Annotated in this window: 14 protein-coding genes; 9 read left to right on the top strand and 5 right to left on the bottom strand. The window is 73.7% G+C overall.

Features of this window, described 5'->3' with window-relative positions; translation table 11 throughout:
• Positions 1-11: 11 nt before the first annotated feature.
• On the bottom strand, positions 12-623 hold the full coding sequence (locus OG989_RS11385) for a PadR family transcriptional regulator (protein WP_132233960.1): 612 nt from the start codon (positions 621-623) through the stop codon (positions 12-14).
• Between the two features lie 146 nt (positions 624-769).
• Between OG989_RS11385 and OG989_RS11380 the strand changes: the two genes are divergently transcribed.
• On the top strand, positions 770-2,521 hold the full coding sequence (locus OG989_RS11380) for an acetyl/propionyl/methylcrotonyl-CoA carboxylase subunit alpha (protein ID WP_327030471.1): 1,752 nt from the start codon (positions 770-772) through the stop codon (positions 2,519-2,521).
• Positions 2,522-2,657: 136 nt separating this feature from the next.
• Here OG989_RS11380 and OG989_RS11375 read toward each other — a convergent pair whose 3' ends face one another.
• On the bottom strand, positions 2,658-3,545 hold the full coding sequence (locus tag OG989_RS11375) for a LysR family transcriptional regulator ArgP (RefSeq protein WP_327031147.1): 888 nt from the start codon (positions 3,543-3,545) through the stop codon (positions 2,658-2,660).
• A 96-nt stretch (positions 3,546-3,641) separates the two neighbouring features.
• Between OG989_RS11375 and OG989_RS11370 the strand changes: the two genes are divergently transcribed.
• Positions 3,642-4,238, top strand: a complete 597-nt coding sequence (locus OG989_RS11370; RefSeq protein ID WP_327031146.1) for a LysE/ArgO family amino acid transporter — start codon at positions 3,642-3,644, stop codon at positions 4,236-4,238.
• Positions 4,239-4,348: 110 nt separating this feature from the next.
• Positions 4,349-5,788: a GuaB1 family IMP dehydrogenase-related protein gene (locus tag OG989_RS11365; RefSeq protein WP_327030470.1), complete on the top strand. Its 1,440-nt coding sequence runs from the start codon at positions 4,349-4,351 to the stop codon at positions 5,786-5,788.
• Between the two features lie 153 nt (positions 5,789-5,941).
• On the opposite strand, the gene OG989_RS11360 is transcribed toward OG989_RS11365, so the two are convergent.
• The gene (locus tag OG989_RS11360) at positions 5,942-6,511 is read right to left on the bottom strand and encodes a TetR/AcrR family transcriptional regulator (protein ID WP_151454432.1); all 570 of its coding nucleotides are present in this window, start codon (positions 6,509-6,511) and stop codon (positions 5,942-5,944) included.
• Between the two features lie 83 nt (positions 6,512-6,594).
• On the opposite strand from OG989_RS11360, the gene OG989_RS11355 reads away from it, so the two are divergent.
• The 4 genes from OG989_RS11355 to OG989_RS11340 all read left to right on the top strand — a co-directional run bounded on the left by OG989_RS11355 (position 6,595) and on the right by OG989_RS11340 (position 11,360).
• Complete coding sequence (locus tag OG989_RS11355; RefSeq protein ID WP_151454433.1) at positions 6,595-7,041, top strand: DoxX family protein; 447 nt, start codon at positions 6,595-6,597, stop codon at positions 7,039-7,041.
• 25 nt (positions 7,042-7,066) lie between these two features.
• A complete protein-coding gene (locus OG989_RS11350) occupies positions 7,067-7,531 on the top strand; it encodes a MarR family winged helix-turn-helix transcriptional regulator (RefSeq protein ID WP_151454434.1) in 465 nt (154 codons plus the stop codon).
• Positions 7,525-9,258 carry an ABC transporter ATP-binding protein gene (locus OG989_RS11345; protein WP_327030469.1) on the top strand — a complete coding sequence of 578 codons (1,734 nt, stop codon included), beginning with the start codon at positions 7,525-7,527 and terminating at the stop codon, positions 9,256-9,258. The genes OG989_RS11350 and OG989_RS11345 overlap by 7 nt, the downstream gene beginning before the upstream one ends.
• Before the next feature lie 140 nt (positions 9,259-9,398).
• Positions 9,399-11,360 (top strand): ABC transporter ATP-binding protein, encoded by a 1,962-nt coding sequence (locus OG989_RS11340; protein WP_327031145.1) that lies wholly within the window; start codon positions 9,399-9,401, stop codon positions 11,358-11,360.
• A 59-nt stretch (positions 11,361-11,419) separates the two neighbouring features.
• On the opposite strand, the gene thrS is transcribed toward OG989_RS11340, so the two are convergent.
• Positions 11,420-12,637: a threonine--tRNA ligase gene (gene thrS / locus OG989_RS11335; RefSeq protein ID WP_327030468.1), complete on the bottom strand. Its 1,218-nt coding sequence runs from the start codon at positions 12,635-12,637 to the stop codon at positions 11,420-11,422.
• A gap of 526 nt (positions 12,638-13,163) precedes the next feature.
• Here thrS and OG989_RS11330 point away from each other — a divergent pair.
• The gene (locus OG989_RS11330) at positions 13,164-13,811 is read left to right on the top strand and encodes a DedA family protein (protein WP_327030467.1); all 648 of its coding nucleotides are present in this window, start codon (positions 13,164-13,166) and stop codon (positions 13,809-13,811) included.
• Between the two features lie 95 nt (positions 13,812-13,906).
• The gene (locus OG989_RS11325; RefSeq protein ID WP_327030466.1) at positions 13,907-14,527 is read left to right on the top strand and encodes a DUF998 domain-containing protein; all 621 of its coding nucleotides are present in this window, start codon (positions 13,907-13,909) and stop codon (positions 14,525-14,527) included.
• Here the strand turns inward: OG989_RS11325 and OG989_RS11320 are convergent.
• On the bottom strand, positions 14,505-15,908 hold the full coding sequence (locus OG989_RS11320) for an NAD(P)H-quinone dehydrogenase (protein WP_151455642.1): 1,404 nt from the start codon (positions 15,906-15,908) through the stop codon (positions 14,505-14,507). The two genes, OG989_RS11325 and OG989_RS11320, sit on opposite strands and share 23 nt — an antisense overlap.
• Positions 15,909-16,064: the final 156 nt, after the last annotated feature.

Here is a 16,064-nt window from a genome sequence, read left to right as displayed (position 1 = left end):
GTCAACGTTGATTATTCGCCCTCCGTCGGCCGGGGCGGCAGCTGCTCCTCCCAGCCCTCCCAGCCCTGCGCCCGCTCCAGCCCCTCGGGCAGGTACGACACCCCCGACTCGATCCGTTCCGCGATCCGCTCGCACCAGGAGATCTCCGCCTCGGAGCGGGCGGTCCACAGCTCGAACATCCACCCCACGTGCACCGGCTTGGTCGAACGCATCCAGCCAGAACTCAACGACGTACGCATCCACTCGACACCGGCGCGCAGCAGGTTCGCCCGGTTGCGCAGGGCGGCCGCCGCCTCCTCGCGCGGCATCGCGGGCAGGAAGGAGAACGCCGCCGCGAACGGGTCCGGCGGCTCGTGCAGCTGCCACCACAGGCCGCGCAGCAGCGACTCGAACTCCTCCTCGCCCTTCGGCGTCACCTCGTACGTGGTGCGGGCCGGACGGGCGCCCACCTGCTCGGTGGCCACCTCGCGCAGAAGCCCTTCCTGGGTCAGCTTGCGCAGGGCGTGGTAGATCGACCCAGGCTGCACGTTCGCCCACCTGTCGGCGCTCCAACTGAGCAGCTCACGGCGCACGTCGTAGCCGTGCACCGGCTGCATCCAGCGCACCAGGCCGAGGATCATCATTCGCGTGGCAGACACCGGATGAGCGTAATAAGCAAATTTGACTAGGGCGCGGTGAACAGTGCGGCATCCCACACTGAGCGATCGTTAGGGTCGCCACGGTGGCCGATACACTCCCGGTCAGTGACCCTCCGGGAGGAGCCAGCAAGGTGCGCAAGGTACTCATCGCCAACCGCGGCGAGATCGCCGTCCGCGTCATCCGTGCCTGTCGCGACGCCGGCCTCGGCAGCGTCGCCGTCTACGCGGACTCCGACCGGGACGCTCTGCACGCCACGCTTGCCGACGAGGCGTACGCGCTCAGCGGGGACACCGCCACCGACACGTACCTGCGGATCGACAAGCTGCTGGAGGTCGCCGCGAAGGCCGACGCCGACGCGGTCCACCCCGGCTACGGCTTCCTCTCCGAGAACGCCGACTTCGCCCAGGCCGTCATCGACGCCGGGCTGACCTGGATCGGCCCCACCCCGCAGGCGATCCGGGACCTCGGCGACAAGGTCACCGCCCGGCACATCGCCCAGCGCGCCGGCGCTCCCCTGGTGCCCGGCACCCCCGACCCGGTCGGCGGCCCCGACGAGGTGTTGGCGTTCGCCGTCGACCACGGCCTGCCGGTCGCCATCAAGGCCGCCTTCGGCGGCGGCGGGCGCGGGCTCAAGGTGGCCCGCACGATGGAGGAGATCCCGCACCTGTTCGAGTCGGCCACCCGCGAGGCGGTCGCCGCGTTCGGCCGGGGCGAGTGCTTCGTCGAGCGCTACCTGGACAAGCCCCGCCACGTCGAGGCGCAGGTGCTGGCCGACCGGCACGGCAACGTGATCGTGGTCGGCACCCGGGACTGCTCGCTCCAGCGCCGGCACCAGAAGCTGGTCGAGGAGGCTCCCGCGCCGTTCCTCACCGACGCGCAGCGCGCCCAGATCCACGACAGCGCCAAGGCCATCTGCCGCGAGGCGGGCTACCACGGCGCCGGCACGGTGGAATACCTGGTCGGCGCCGACGGCACCATCTCCTTCCTGGAGGTCAACACCCGCCTCCAGGTCGAGCACCCGGTCACCGAGGAGACCGCCGGCATCGACCTGGTCCGCGAGCAGTTCCGGATCGCCGACGGCGAGAAGCTGCGGTTCACCGAGGACCCGACGCCGCGCGGGCACTCGATCGAGTTCCGGATCAACGGCGAGGACCCGGGCCGCAACTTCCTGCCCGCCCCCGGCACGGTCACCGCGCTGCGGCTGCCCACCGGCCCCGGCGTCCGGGTCGACACCGGCATCTCCGCCGGCGACGTGATCGGCGGCAACTTCGACTCGCTGCTGGCCAAGGTGATCATCACCGGCGAGACGCGTACCGAGGCGCTGGAGCGCGCCCGCCGCGCCCTGGACGAGATGGTCGTCGAGGGCATGGCCACCGCGCTGCCGTTCCACCGGCTGGTCGTCCGGGACGAGGCCTTCACCGCCGAGCCCTTCACCGTGCACACCCGGTGGATCGAGACCGAGTTCGACAACACCGTCGCGCCGTTCACCGCCGCCGCCGGGCCCGCCGACGCGCCGGCCGAGCGCGAGACCGTCGTGGTCGAGGTCGGGGGCAAGCGGCTGGAGGTCAGCCTCCCCACCGGCTTCGGCGGGGGTACGGCCACCGCCGCGCCCGCCGCGCGCAAGCCGGCCCGCCGGGGCGGCGGGACCAAGGCCGGCGTCGCGGTCAGCGGCGACGCGCTCACCTCCCCGATGCAGGGCACCATCGTCAAGATCGCGGTCGCCGACGGCGACACCGTGGCCGAGGGTGACCTGGTCGTGGTGCTGGAGGCGATGAAGATGGAGCAGCCGCTACACGCCCACAAGGCGGGCACGGTCAGCGGCCTCGCGGCCGAGGTCGGCGCCGTCATCACCGCCGGCGCGGCGATCTGCACCATCGCCTGAGGGTGTAAGGAAGGGCACCTTCCTGATGTTTCGGTACAGGTGCCCTTCCTAACGGCGCAGCGCGGCACGGCCGGCCGGGGTGCGCCGCGGCGTGGCACCAGCCCGCCGGACAGGGCGCGGCAAGCAGCCCGGGCGGTCAGCGCAGTTCGGCGCCCGCCACCGTTCGGACGGCGGCCGTCAGCGCGTCCAGGGTGGCGGAGTCCACCCGCCAGTGCTGCCAGTACAACGGGCGGTCCAGGTGACGCCCGGCGCCGAGGTCGACGCAGCGTCCGGCGGCGACGTCGGCGCGGGCGATCCGCTCCGGGACCATCCCCCAGCCGAGCCCGAGCCGCACCGCCTCGTTGAAGCCGTCGAAGGACGGGACGTAGTGGACCGGCGGGTCGAGCCGACGCCGGGTGACGGTGCGGGCGAACCGCTGCTGGAGCTGGTCCTTGCGGTCGAACGCCATCATCGGCGCCGACGCCAGGGCGGCCTCGGTGAGACCGTCGGGGAAGTGGCGGGCGGCGAACCCGGTCTCGGCCAAGGCGACGTACCGCATGGCGCCCAGCCGCTCCACCCGGCAGCCCTGCACGGCCTCGCGCTGCGCGGTCACAGCCGCCATCGCCGTGCCGTCGCGGATCAGCTCCGCCGTGTGGTCCTCGTCGTCCCGGCGGACGTCGAACAGCAGCGCCAGCTCGGTGGGCAGTCGCGCCAGCGCGCCGACGAACCAGGTGCCCAGCGAGTCCCCGTTCGCCACGACCGTCACCCGGGTGGGCGCGGGCCCGCCGAGGGCGGGCCGGGCGGCGTCCAGCGCCTCCCGTTCCAGCAGGGCCACCTGCCCGGCGAGCCGCAGCAGCGGCCGGCCCGCGTCGGTGGCCCGGCACGGCTTCGTCCGCTGGACGAGCACCTGACCGACGGACTGCTCCAGCGCCTTGAGGCGCTGGCTGACGGCCGAGGGGGTGACGTGCAGGGACCGCGCCGCCGCCTCGAAGCTGCCCTCGCGGACCACCGCGGCGAAGGTCCGGAGCTGCGTGGTGTCCAGCATGATGAAGCAGAGCTTATCCGCCATGAGAATCTTTAGCTGGGCTGCATGACGCGGGGCTCGTAGCCTCGGCTCGTGCCCGACATCCTCAGCAGCTCCGTGGCCGGCTCCGCCGCCGCCGGCTTCTCCCTCGCCATCGCGCTGATCGCCGCCATCGGCGCGCAGAACGCCTTCGTCCTGCGGCAGGGCCTGCGCCGCGAGCACGTCCTGCCGGTCGTCGCCGTCTGCGCCGCGTCCGACGCGCTGCTCATCGCGCTCGGCATCGCCGGCATGGGCGGCGCGACGGCGGAGCACCCCACCGCCCTCACCGCCGTCCGGTGGCTCGGCGCCGCGTTCCTGCTCGGGTACGCCGCGCTGGCCGCCCGCCGCGCGCTGCGTCCCGGCGCGCTCTCCCCCGCCGACCGGCCGCCGGCCACGCTCGGGGCGACGCTGCTGGCCTGCCTCGCGTTCACCTACCTCAACCCGCACGTGTACCTCGACACCGTCCTCCTGCTCGGCGGGGTGGCCCGCCAGCACCCGCACCACTGGGTCTTCGGCGCGGGCGCCGTGCTGGCCAGCGCGGTCTGGTTCACGGTCCTCGGCGCCGCCGCCCACCGGCTCGCGCCCGTGCTGGCCCGCCCCGTGGCCTGGCGGGTGATCGACGGGACGGTGGCCGTCGTGATGGTGGCGGTCGCGGCCACCCTGCTGTTCGACTGAGCGCGCCGGTGGTGGCGTTGGTGGTGCGGGCGTTGGTGTTCCGGGCGTGGTCGGGGTGTTTTCGGCTACCACCCGGGGCGCGGGCGCCGGCGGGCGTGAATGATGGCGACGTGCGGTTCCTTCACGGCGCGGTCCCCGCGCACGACCTGACCTACAACGACGTCTTCATGGCGCCCGTCCGTTCCGAGGTGGGTTCGCGGCTCGACGTCGACCTGGCCACCCCCGACGGCACGGGCACCACCATCCCGCTGGTCGTGTCGAACATGACGGCGGTGTCCGGCCGCCGGATGGCCGAGACGGTCGCCCGGCGCGGCGCGATCGCGGTCATCCCGCAGGACATCCCCATCGAGGTGGTGGCGAACGTCGTCGCCTGGGTCAAGCAGCGGCACCTGGTGCACGACACGGCGATCACGCTGGGCCCGACCGACACCGTCGGCGACGCGATCCACCTGCTGCCGAAGCGGTCGCACGGCGCCGTGGTGGTCATCGACGAGGAGAGCCGGCCGGTGGGCGTGGTGACCGAGGCGGACACGGTCAGCGTGGACCGCTTCGCCCAGCTCCGGCACGTGATGTCCACGGAGCTGCACACCGTGCCGGCGGACGCGGACCCGCGTACCGGCTTCGAGCGGCTCTCGGCGGGGCGACGCCGGTTGGCCCCGGTGGTCGACGCCGAGGGGCGCCTGGTCGGGGTGCTGACCCGGCAGGGTGCGCTGCGGGCCACCCTCTACCGGCCGGCGGTGGACGACCGGGGCCGGTTGCGGATCGCCGCCGCCGTGGGCATCAACGGCGACGTGACCGGCAAGGCGGCGGCGCTGCTGGAGGCCGGGGTGGACACGCTGGTGGTGGACACCGCGCACGGGCACCAGGAACGCATGATCACCGCCCTGCGGGCGGTCCGCGCGCTGGACCCGGCGGTCCCGGTCGCGGCGGGCAACGTGGTGACCGCCGAGGGCGTACGCGACCTCGTGCGGGCGGGGGCCGACATCGTCAAGGTCGGCGTCGGTCCGGGCGCGATGTGCACCACCCGGATGATGACCGGGGTGGGCCGGCCGCAGTTCTCCGCCGTGCTCGACTGCGCCGCGGCGGCCCGGCAGCTCGGCCGGCACGTCTGGGCCGACGGCGGCGTGCGACACCCGCGCGACGTGGCGCTGGCGCTGGCCGCCGGAGCCTCGAACGTGATGATCGGCTCCTGGTTCGCCGGCACCTACGAGTCGCCCGGCGACCTCTACACCGACGCCGACGGCCGGCGTTACAAGGAGAGCTTCGGCATGGCCTCGGCGCGGGCGGTCAGCGCGCGGACTGCCGACGACAGCGCGTACGACCGGGCCCGCAAGGCGGTCTTCGAGGAGGGCATCTCCTCGGCGCGGATGTACCTGGACCCGGCCCGTCCGGGCGTGGAGGACCTGATCGACGAGATCATCGCGGGGGTACGGAGCGCCTTCACCTACGCGGGTGCGCGCGACCTCGCGGAGTTCCACGAGCGGGCCCTGGTCGGCGTGCAGAGCACGGCCGGCTACACCGAGGGGATGCCGCTGCCCACCAGCTGGTGACACCGCCGCCACCAGCGGGCCGCGCCGCAGCCGGCTGGCGGTGCCTGTCGGTGAGCGGTGCCCGTCGAGAGCGGTGCCTGTCGGGCTGAATCGGCTACGACATCAGCTCGACAGGACCGGCACGAGCACTGCCACCTGGCCGTCCCGCGCCCGTCAGGGCTGCGGGAAGAGGCGGTGGATCACCTCGCGGGCCGCCTTCCGGGGGTCGTCGCCGACGCGCGGCGGCAGCGCGCCCGAGATCCAGAGCGTGGCGAAGCCGTGCACGATGGACCAGGCCGCGAGCGCGTCGCCCTGCGGATCCTCCGCCGTCAGGCGTCGCTCGGACAGCCCCGCGACGCCCGAGTGCAGCGCGGCCCCGGCGCGCTGGCGGGCCGCCACCAACTCCGTCGCGTCGGCCCGGTAGAGGTCCGGACGGAACATCACCTCGAAGTGCGCGCGGTGGCGGACCGCGAAGTCGACGTACGCGACGCCCCGGTCGAGCAGTTCGCCGCCGGCGCCGTGCAGCGCCTCGGCCAGCAGGTGGAAGCCCTCGGTGGCGAGGGCGGTCAGCAGCCCGGCCTTGTCGCCGAAGTGGTGGGCCGGGGCGGCGTGCGAGACGCCCGCCCGGCGGGCCAGGTCGCGCAGGCTCAGCGCCGCCGGGCCCGACTCCTCGATCACCTGCACCGCCGCCGCGAGCAGGGCGCGACGCAGGTCGCCGTGGTGGTAGCCGCGCGTTCCGGTCATGCCGCCATCATATCTTGCCATTGACAAGATGACACCTCCGACGGCAATCTTGTCGGCGACAAGTTGCTACCGAGGAGGTACCGATGGCTCCGTTGATCGCACTCGTGGCCGGCACCGCGCTCGCCCGGCTGGCCGGGCTGGCCGGAGTGGCCGCCCTCGACGGCTGGCATCCGGCGCTGCGGGTGGGCCTGGCGCTGATGTTCGTGGTGACCGGTGTCGCGCACTTCGCCCCCGCCTACCGGGCCGACATGATCGCGATGGTGCCGCCGCGCCTGCCCCGGCCCGACCTGCTGGTCACCGTCACCGGCGTGCTGGAGCTGGTGGGCGCGGTCGGGCTGCTGGTGCCGGCGACCGCCCGCTGGACCGCGGCCGGGCTGGCCCTGCTGATGCTGGCCATGTTCCCGGCGAACGTCTCGGCGGTGCGGCGCGGCCTGACCCTGGCCGGCCGCCCGGCGACCCCCCTCGGCCCGCGTACGGCGGAGCAGATCCTCTTCGTCGGAGTGGCCGTCGCTATTTCGTTTGGGGCCTGACGTTCAGGGCGCTAATCTGCCGTCCATGGAACTGTTGACGCTGCGGGACGTGCCGATAGCGCGACTGCTCGTGGTCGCCGGGCACGTCACCGGACAGCGGTGGAATCGTTACCTGGCCGAGGCGCACGGCCTCACCCAGGCCGGGATGGTCGCTCTGATGACTCTCGCCGAGCACGGCGAACTGGCGCACCGCGCGGTCGCCGAGCACTGTTTCGTCCGGCCGGCCACCCTGACCGGCATCGTCGACACCCTCGAACGTGACGGCCTCGTCGAGCGGCAGCGCGACGAGGCCGACCGGCGCAGCGTCAAGATCGCGATCACCCCGGCCGGCCGCGCCCGGATCGACGCGCTGACCGCCATGATCCGCTCCGGGCAGCCGCTGACCTCGGTCGACGCCGACCCGGCGAAGGCGGCGGTGATCCGCGAGTTCCTCCTCGAGGTCATCGGCAACGGCGACCACGGCACCCCGGAAGGGAGCCCGGCATGCTGACCCGGCTGCTGCGTACGCACCTTCGCCCGTACCACCGGCCGCTGGCCGCCGTGGTGCTGCTCCAGTTCGTCGGCACCATGGCGTCGCTCTACCTGCCCAGCCTCAACGCCGACATCATCGACCTGGGCGTGGCCCGGGGCGACACCGGCTACATCATGCGCACCGGCGGCTGGATGCTCGCGGTCAGCCTCATCCAGATCGTCTGCTCGGTCGCGGCCGTCTACCTCGGCGCGCGCACGGCGATGGCCTTCGGCCGGGACGTCCGGTCGTCAATCTTCGGGCACGTCAACCGCTTCTCCGCCCGCGAGGTCGCCCGGTTCGGCGCGCCCTCGCTGATCACCCGCAACACCAACGACGTGCAGCAGGTGCAGATGCTCGTGCTGATGAGCTGCACGATGCTCGTCGCCGTGCCCATCATGAGCGTCGGCGGCGTGGTGATGGCGCTGCGCGAGGACGTCGGGCTCTCCTGGCTGATGCTCGTCAGCGTGCCCGTGCTGGCCGTCGCCCTGTGGCTGATCATCCGGCGGATGGTGCCGGGCTTCCGGCTCATGCAGACCCGCATCGACACGGTCAACCGGGTGCTGCGCGAGCAGATCACCGGCATCCGGGTGGTGCGGGCGTTCGTCCGGGAGCCGTACGAGACGGACCGCTTCGCCACGGCGAACGCCGACCTCACCGCGACCGCCCTGCGGATCGGCCGCCTGATGGCGTTGATCTTCCCGGTGGTGATGCTGGTGCTCAACGTCTCCAGCGTCGCGGTGCTCTGGTTCGGCGCCGAGCGGGTGGACGCCGGGGCGATCCAGGTCGGCGCCCTCACCGCCTTCCTCCAGTACCTGATGCAGATCCTGATGGCCGTCATGATGGCCACCTTCATGCTGATGATGGTGCCGCGGGCGGCGGTCTGCGCCGAACGGATCGTCGAGGTGCTCGACACCGACTCCTCCGTGGTGCCCGCCGCCCGCCCCGTGACCGAGGTGACGAGCCACGGCGAGCTGGAACTGCGCGACGTCGCGTTCCAGTACCCGGGGGCGGCCGAGCCGGTGCTGCGCGACGTGTCGTTCCGGGTGACACCGGGGACGACCACGGCGGTCATCGGCAGCACCGGCGCGGGCAAGACCACCCTGCTGTCGCTCGTACCCCGGCTGGTCGACACGACCGCCGGCGCGGTGCTGGTCGACGGCGTCGACGTGCGGAAGCTGGCGCCGGACGAGCTGTGGCGCCGCATCGGGCTGGTGCCGCAGCGGCCGTACCTGTTCACCGGGACCGTGGCGAGCAACCTGCGCTACGGCAACCCGGACGCGACCGACGCGGAACTCTGGGGGGCGCTGGAGATCGCCCAGGCGCGGGACTTCGTCGAGGCGATGCCCGAGGGGCTGGCGGCGCCGATCGCGCAGGGCGGCACGAACGTCTCGGGCGGGCAACGGCAGCGGCTGGCCATCGCGCGCGCCCTGGTCCGGCGGCCGGAGATCTACCTCTTCGACGACTCGTTCTCCGCGCTCGACCTCGGCACGGACGCGCGGCTGCGGGCGGCGCTGCGCCCCGTCACCGCGGACGCCGCCGTGGTGATCGTGGCGCAGCGGGTCAGCACCATCGTCGGCGCCGACCAGATCGTCGTGCTCGAGAACGGGGGCGTGGTCGGGATCGGCCGGCACGACGAGCTACTACTCACCTGCCCGACGTACGCCGAGATCGTGGCGTCGCAGAACACCACGGAGGTGGTCGCGTGAGCGAGCGGAGCGAGCCAACCGTCAGGCACAGCAGCGCGGGCGCGAGCGCCGTACCGCAGCAGAAGCCGGCCGCCGACGCCGCGACGCCGAAGCGGCTGCCGCCCGGCGGGCAGCGCGGCGGTCCGCACGCGGGCGTCGGGATGCCCGCCGAGCGGTCGATGAACTTCGGGCCCTCGGCCCGGCGGCTGCTGGGCCGGCTGCGCCCGCAGCGCCTCCAGCTCGTCGCCGTGATCGCGCTGGCCGTGCTCAGCGTCGGGCTCAGCGTGGTCGGGCCGAAGGTGCTCGGCTGGGCCACCGACCTGATCTTCACCGGGGTGATCGGCCGGCAGCTGCCGGCGGGCACCACCGCCGACCAGGCGGTGGCCGCCGCGCGGGCGGCCGGCAACGACAACTTCGCCGACATGCTCGCCCGGATGGACGTGGTGCCCGGCGAGGGCATCGACTTCACCGCGCTGGCGCGGGTGCTGCTGCTGGCACTCGGGCTCTACCTGGTGGCCAGCCTGCTGATGTGGTGGCAGGGCTGGCTGCTCAACGGGGTGGTGCAGCGCACCGTGCTGCGGCTGCGCGCCGAGGTGGAGGAGAAGCTGAACCGGCTGCCGCTGCCCTACTTCGACCGGCAGCCCCGGGGCGAGCTGCTCAGCCGGGTCACCAACGACATCGACAACATCTCGACGAGCCTCCAGCAGACGCTGAGCCAGCTGCTCACCTCGCTGCTCACCGTCGTCGGCGTGCTCGCCATGATGTTCTGGATCTCGCCGCTGCTGGCCCTGGTGGCCCTGGTCGCGGTCCCGGTCTCGGTGGTCGTCACCACCGCCATCGCCAAGCGGTCGCAGCGGCAGTTCATCGCCCAGTGGGAGCACACCGGCGAGCTGAACGGCCAGATCGAGGAGGCGTTCACCGGCCACGAGCTGGTGAAGGTCTTCGGCCGGCAGCGCGAGGTGGAGGCCGCCTTCACCGCCAAGAACGACGAGCTGTTCCGGGCTAGCTTCGGCGCCCAGTTCATCAGCGGGATCATCATGCCGGCGATGATGTTCGTCGGGAACCTCAGCTACGTGGCGATCGCCGTGGTCGGTGGCCTGCGGGTGGCGTCGGGGTCGATGAGCCTCGGCGACGTGCAGGCGTTCATCCAGTACTCGCGGCAGTTCACCCAGCCGCTCACCCAGGTCGCTTCGATGGCGAACCTGCTCCAGTCCGGGGTGGCCTCCGCCGAACGGGTCTTCGCCGTGCTCGACGCCGAGGAGCAGAGCCCCGACCCGGCCGAGCCGGCCCGGGTACGCGACCCGCACGGCCGGGTCGAGTTCGCGAACGTCTCCTTCCGGTACGCCCCCGACAAGCCGCTGATCGAGGACCTCTCCCTGGTCGCCGAGCCCGGCCACACGGTCGCCATCGTCGGGCCGACCGGGGCCGGCAAGACCACGCTGGTCAACCTGGTCATGCGCTTCTACGAGCTGGACGCCGGCCGGATCACGCTCGACGGGGTGGACGTGACCACGATGCGCCGCGACGACCTGCGCGGCCGGATCGGCATGGTGCTCCAGGAGACCTGGCTCTTCGGGGGCACCATCCGCGACAACATCGCGTACGGCCGCCCCGGGGCGAGCGAGGAGGAGATCCTGGCCGCGGCCCGGGCCACGTTCGTGGACCGGTTCGTGCGCAGCCTGCCCGACGGCTACGACACGGTGATCGACGAGGAGGGCAGCAACGTCAGCGCCGGCGAGAAGCAGCTCATCACGATCGCCCGGGCCTTCCTCGCCGAGCCGTCGCTGCTGATCCTGGACGAGGCGACCAGCTCGGTGGACACCCGCACCGAGGTGCTGCTCCAGCGGGCGATGGCCGCGCTGCGGTCGGACCGGACGAGCTTCGTCATCGCGCACCGGCTCTCCACCATCCGCGACGCCGACCTGATCCTGATGATGGAGGACGGCCGGATCGTGGAGCAGGGCACGCACGAGGAACTGCTCGCCGCGCGGGGCGCGTACCACCGCCTGTACCGGTCGCAGTTCACCGCCGCCCTCCAGCCCGACCCCGACCCCGACCCCCAGCCCGGCCTCGACCTCCAGGCCGGCCCCGAGCCCGCGCCGCTCGAAGGGTCGTCCCGGTGACGGGGAGACCGCCGGCGGCGACGGGCGGGCGGTCGACGGGGTCGGGGCCGGGCGGGGGCTCAGCGGGTCGGCAGCAGCGCCGGGCCGCGGTCGGCCACCACCGCGCCGATCAGCCGCAGGGCGTCGGCGGCGGGCATCGGGTCCAGGGCCCGGCCGCCGCGCAACCGCAGGGAGACCGCGCCCTCGGCCGCCTCGCGGGGTCCGACGACGGCGGCGTACGGGACCCGGGCGCGGGCCGCGTCGCGGATGCGGGAGCCCAGCGAACCGGCCCCGTCGACCTCGACGCGCAGCCCGGCGGCCAGCGCGTCGCGGGCGAGCCGGGCCGCCGCCCCGGCCTGGTCGTCGCCGACGGGCAGCACCACCAGCTGCACCGGGGCGTACCAGGCGGGGAAGGCGCCCTCGTGCACCTCGATCAGGTACGCGAAGAGCCGCTCCATGCTGCCCACGAGGCTGCGGTGCACCATCACCGGTCGACGCCGCGCCCCGGACGCGTCGGTGTACGACAGGTCGAACCGCTCCGGCTTGTCGAAGTCGAGCTGGACGGTGGAGAGGGTGAACTCCCGGCCGGCGGCGTCCCGCACCTGGATGTCGATCTTCGGGCCGTAGAACGCGGCCTCCCCCGGGGCCTCGGTGAACTCCACCCCGTCGAGCGCGGCGCGCAGCAGTTCCTCCGCCCGCGCCCACTGGGCGTCGTCCCCGACGTACTTCTCCCCCGGCCCGCGCAGCGACAGCCGGAACCCCGCCGCCCGTACGCCGAGCGCGGCGTGCGCCTCGCGGATCAGCCGGAGGATCTCGGCGACCTCCTCGCCCACCTGCTCCAGGGCGCAGAAGTTGTGCGCGTCGTTGAGCGAGATGGCGCGCACCCGGGACAGCCCGCCGAGCACCCCCGAGCGCTCGGCGCGGTACATGCCGCCCAGCTCGGCGATCCGCAGCGGCAGCTCCCGGTAGGAGCGGCCCCGGGCCCGGAACACCAGGGCGTGGTGCGGGCAGAGCGCCGGCCGCAGCACGAACTCGTCGTCGGCGGAGAGCCGCATCGGCGGGAACATGTCGTCGGCGAAGTAGCCGAGATGGCCGGAGAGCTCGAAGAGTTCCCGCCTGCCCAGCGGCGGGGTGGACACGTGCCGGTAGCCGGCGCGGCGTTCCAGCTCGCGGACGTACTCCTCGACGGCGTGCCGGGCGGCGGCACCGGCCGGCAGCCAGAGCGGCAGCCCGGCGCCAGCCAGCGGGTCGGAGGCGAACAGCTCCAGCTCCCGGCCGAGCCTGCGGTGGTCGATCATGTCGCGCTCCTTGATCGGGTACGACCCGGAGTCGACCCGGTCACCGGACGCCGCGAGGCCCCGGGGCGGATCGCCCCGGGGCCTCGTCGACGGTCAGGTCAGTACGGCGCGCCGGGGTCTCCCGGCGTCGTGGTGGATACCGCACTGCGCATGCCGCGACGGTACGGCCCTGCCCGCGGGGACCGCAGCCGGTTTTTCCGGGCGCTCCGGCACGGGGGCGGAAGCGCGGACGGGCACAGGGGCGGGCCGCCGGCACGGGACCTGCCGACGGCCCGCGGCGGCCGCACCGTCAGGAACGGGGGACCCGACGGTCGTGGGGCCGCGCCCCGACAACGGTACGCCGGGGTGCCCCGGTCCGCCGACCCTCGCCGCCGCGCCCATCCGTCACCTGCGGCGGTCTCCGCTCGTTGTGTCCGGTGGCCCTGCCGTGTCGGTGGTCACCACGCGCCAGGGTCCCGCCCCGTGACGCCGGGCGACCCGTCAGGCTCGGTACCCGCAATCGGCCCCGTCCGGCGAGGTGGCAGTCGTGCCCGAACTACTCACTGAGGTCGCAACGCCGGCCTGGGCGTACCTCGCACTGCTCGCACTGCTGGTGGCCGACGCCTTCGTCCCCGTGATCCCCACCCAGGTCGTGATGATCACCGGGGGCGCCCTCACCGTGTACGGCGGGCTGAACCTGCCGGTGACCATCGCCGTCGGCGCGCTCGGCGTCTTCGTCGGGGACCTGGCCTGCTACCTGCTCGGGCGGGGCGCGCCGGACCGCCGGGCGCCGCGCGACGCCCAACGGGGCCGGGCCCGGCGCGTCGCCAGCCGGGTCACCCAGGGGCTGCGCCGACCCGGGCCGCTCGTGATCCTGCTCTGCCGCTTCGTGCCCGGCGGACGGATGGCCGCCTGCTTCTCGGCCGGCCGCAGCCGGTACCCGTACCGCCTCTTCCTGCTCTACGAGGGCCTGGCGGCGCTGGCCTGGGCGACGTACGGCGGGCTGGTCGGGCACCTCGGCGGGACGGCCCTCACCGAGTCCGCGTGGCGGCTGGCGCTGATCGCGGGGGTCGCGGCGGCCGGCTTCGCGGCGGCGGGCTGGGCCATGACCGCCGTCGGGGCCCGGCGGGCGGCCGAGTCGGTCGCGGTGCCGGTCGTCGTCGCGGCGAGGCGGGACGCGCCCGGGGCGGAGTGACCGGCCGCCCCGGCGCCGCCTAGGGGTGGTCCCGGGGACCGATCTCGGTGGGCGGCCCGGATCCGTCTGGGGTCCCTCGCGGGACAGGCTGAGCCATGCGCGGAACCCGGAACAGTGGACTGCTGGCCCTCGGCGGGATCGCCCTGGCGACGCTGCTCGCCGTGATCGGCCACGTCGAGGTGAGCGAGAACCTGGACCCGTGGACGCTGACCGTCAGCGACTACGCCGTCTCCGACCGGGGCGGCGTCATCGACGTCGCCATGCTGGTGCTCGCGGCGGCCACCGCCGTGCTCCTGCCCGCCCTGTGGCGCGGCCACCGGCCGGCCGCCGCCGGAGCGGGGCGGGCGGCGGAGGCGTTCCTGGCCGCCTGGGTCGGCGGGCTGCTGCTGGCCGCGGTGGTGCCGACGAACGAGCCCGGCCTGCCCATGGACACCGCCGCCTACGTCCACCGGTACGCCTCGGTGGTCGCCTTCCTGGCGCTGCCGGCCGCCGGTTGGCTGCTCGCCCGACGCCTGCCGGCAGCCGCGGGCCGCCGGGTACGCGGTCTCGCCACGGCCAGCGTGGTCCTGGCGGCGGCGATGGTCTGGTCCGCCTACCCCGGCGACCGGCTGCTGCTCGGCCTGGTCGAGCGCCTGCTGATCCTCACCGAGGTCGCCGTGCTCGTCGTCGTCGCGGTCGCCCTGCTCCGGCGGATCACTCCAGCTCGTGCAGCATGAGCTGGCGGGCGGCCTCGGTGATGGAGCCGGACAGGCTCGGGTAGATCGTGATCGTCTGGGCCAGCTCGTTGACCGTGAGGTTGTTCTCCACCGCCATGGTGATCGGCAGGATCAGCTCGCTCGCCTTCGGCGCCACCACCACGCCGCCGATCACCTGCCCGCTGGCCGGGCGGCAGAAGAGCTTGACGAAGCCGTCGGCGAGGCCATCCATCTTCGCGCGGGCGTTGCCGTCCAGCGGCAGCATGACCTGCCGGGCCGGCACCTTGCCCGAGTCGACCTCGTCCTGCGAGACGCCCACGGTGGCCAGCTCCGGGTCGGTGAACACGTTCGCCGCGACGGTACGCAGCCGCAGCGGCCGGACCGCCTCGCCGAGCGCGTGCCACATCGCGATCCGGCCCTGCATGGCGGCGACGCTGGCCAGCGGCAGCACCCCGGTGCAGTCGCCGGCCGCGTAGATGCCGGGCACGTTGGTCCGGGAGACCCGGTCGACGGTGACGTAGCCGCCCCGGGCCAGCGCGACGCCGTACTCGGCGAGGCCCAGGTCGGCGGTGTTGGGGATGGAGCCGACCGCAATCAGCGCGTGCGAGCCGGCCACCTTCCGGCCGTCGGAGAGCTCGACCTCCACCCCGTCGGCGGTACGCCGGACCGCGTCGGCCCGGGAGTTGTTGAGGATGCTCATGCCCCGGGTGCGGAAGACCCGCTCGATGGCCATGGCCGCGTCGGCGTCCTCGTGCGGCATCACCCGGTCGCGGCTCGACACCAGCGTCACCTGCACGCCCATCGCCAGGTAGGCGCTGGCGAACTCCGCGCCGGTGACACCGGAGCCGACCACGATCAGGTGCTCGGGCAGCTCCGGCAGGTCGTACACCTGGCGCCAGGTCAGGATGCGCTCGCCGTCCGGTACGGCGGTGGGCAGCTGGCGCGGCGTGGCGCCGGTGGCGACCAGCACGGTCGACGCGGCGATGGACTGCTCGCCGCCGCCGTCGGTCGGGGTGACGAGCACCCGGTGGGTGTGCCCGAGGGTGTCCTCGCCGAGCCGGGCGGTGCCCGACACGAAGGTCACCCCGGCCTTGACCAGCTTGGCGTGGATGTCGGCGGACTGGGCGAGCGCGAGGCGCTTGACCCGCTCGTGCACCGCGCCGGCGTCGACCGTGACCGCCTCCAGGCCGTCGGAGTCCACCCCGAACTCCTCGGTGTCCCGGTAGCCGGTCACCACCTCCGAGCTGGCGATGAAGGTCTTCGACGGTACGCAGTCGGACAGCACGCAGGCCCCGCCGGCGCCCTCGGCCTCCACGACGGTGACATCAGCGTCCAGCTGCGCGGCGACCAGGGCCGCCTCGTAGCCGGCCGGTCCACCGCCGATGATCACGATCCGGCTCACAGGGCCATCCTTTCGTTCGCGGCTGCGGGGGTCCGCTCCGCTGCACTCCTCGCGCTCACCGTGCCCGCCCCCGACCGATGCTCACAGTGACTTTCTTTTCCCGAACGCGTCCGACACGCTCAGTCGTATTCTCCCCCACCCTGCGGGCGGGCTATC

Source organism: Micromonospora sp. NBC_01740 (assembly GCF_035920365.1).
Lineage (GTDB): Bacteria > Actinomycetota > Actinomycetes > Mycobacteriales > Micromonosporaceae > Micromonospora > Micromonospora reichwaldensis.
Note: the sequence above shows the minus strand (reverse complement) of the source record. Positions and strands in the feature narration are given on the sequence as shown.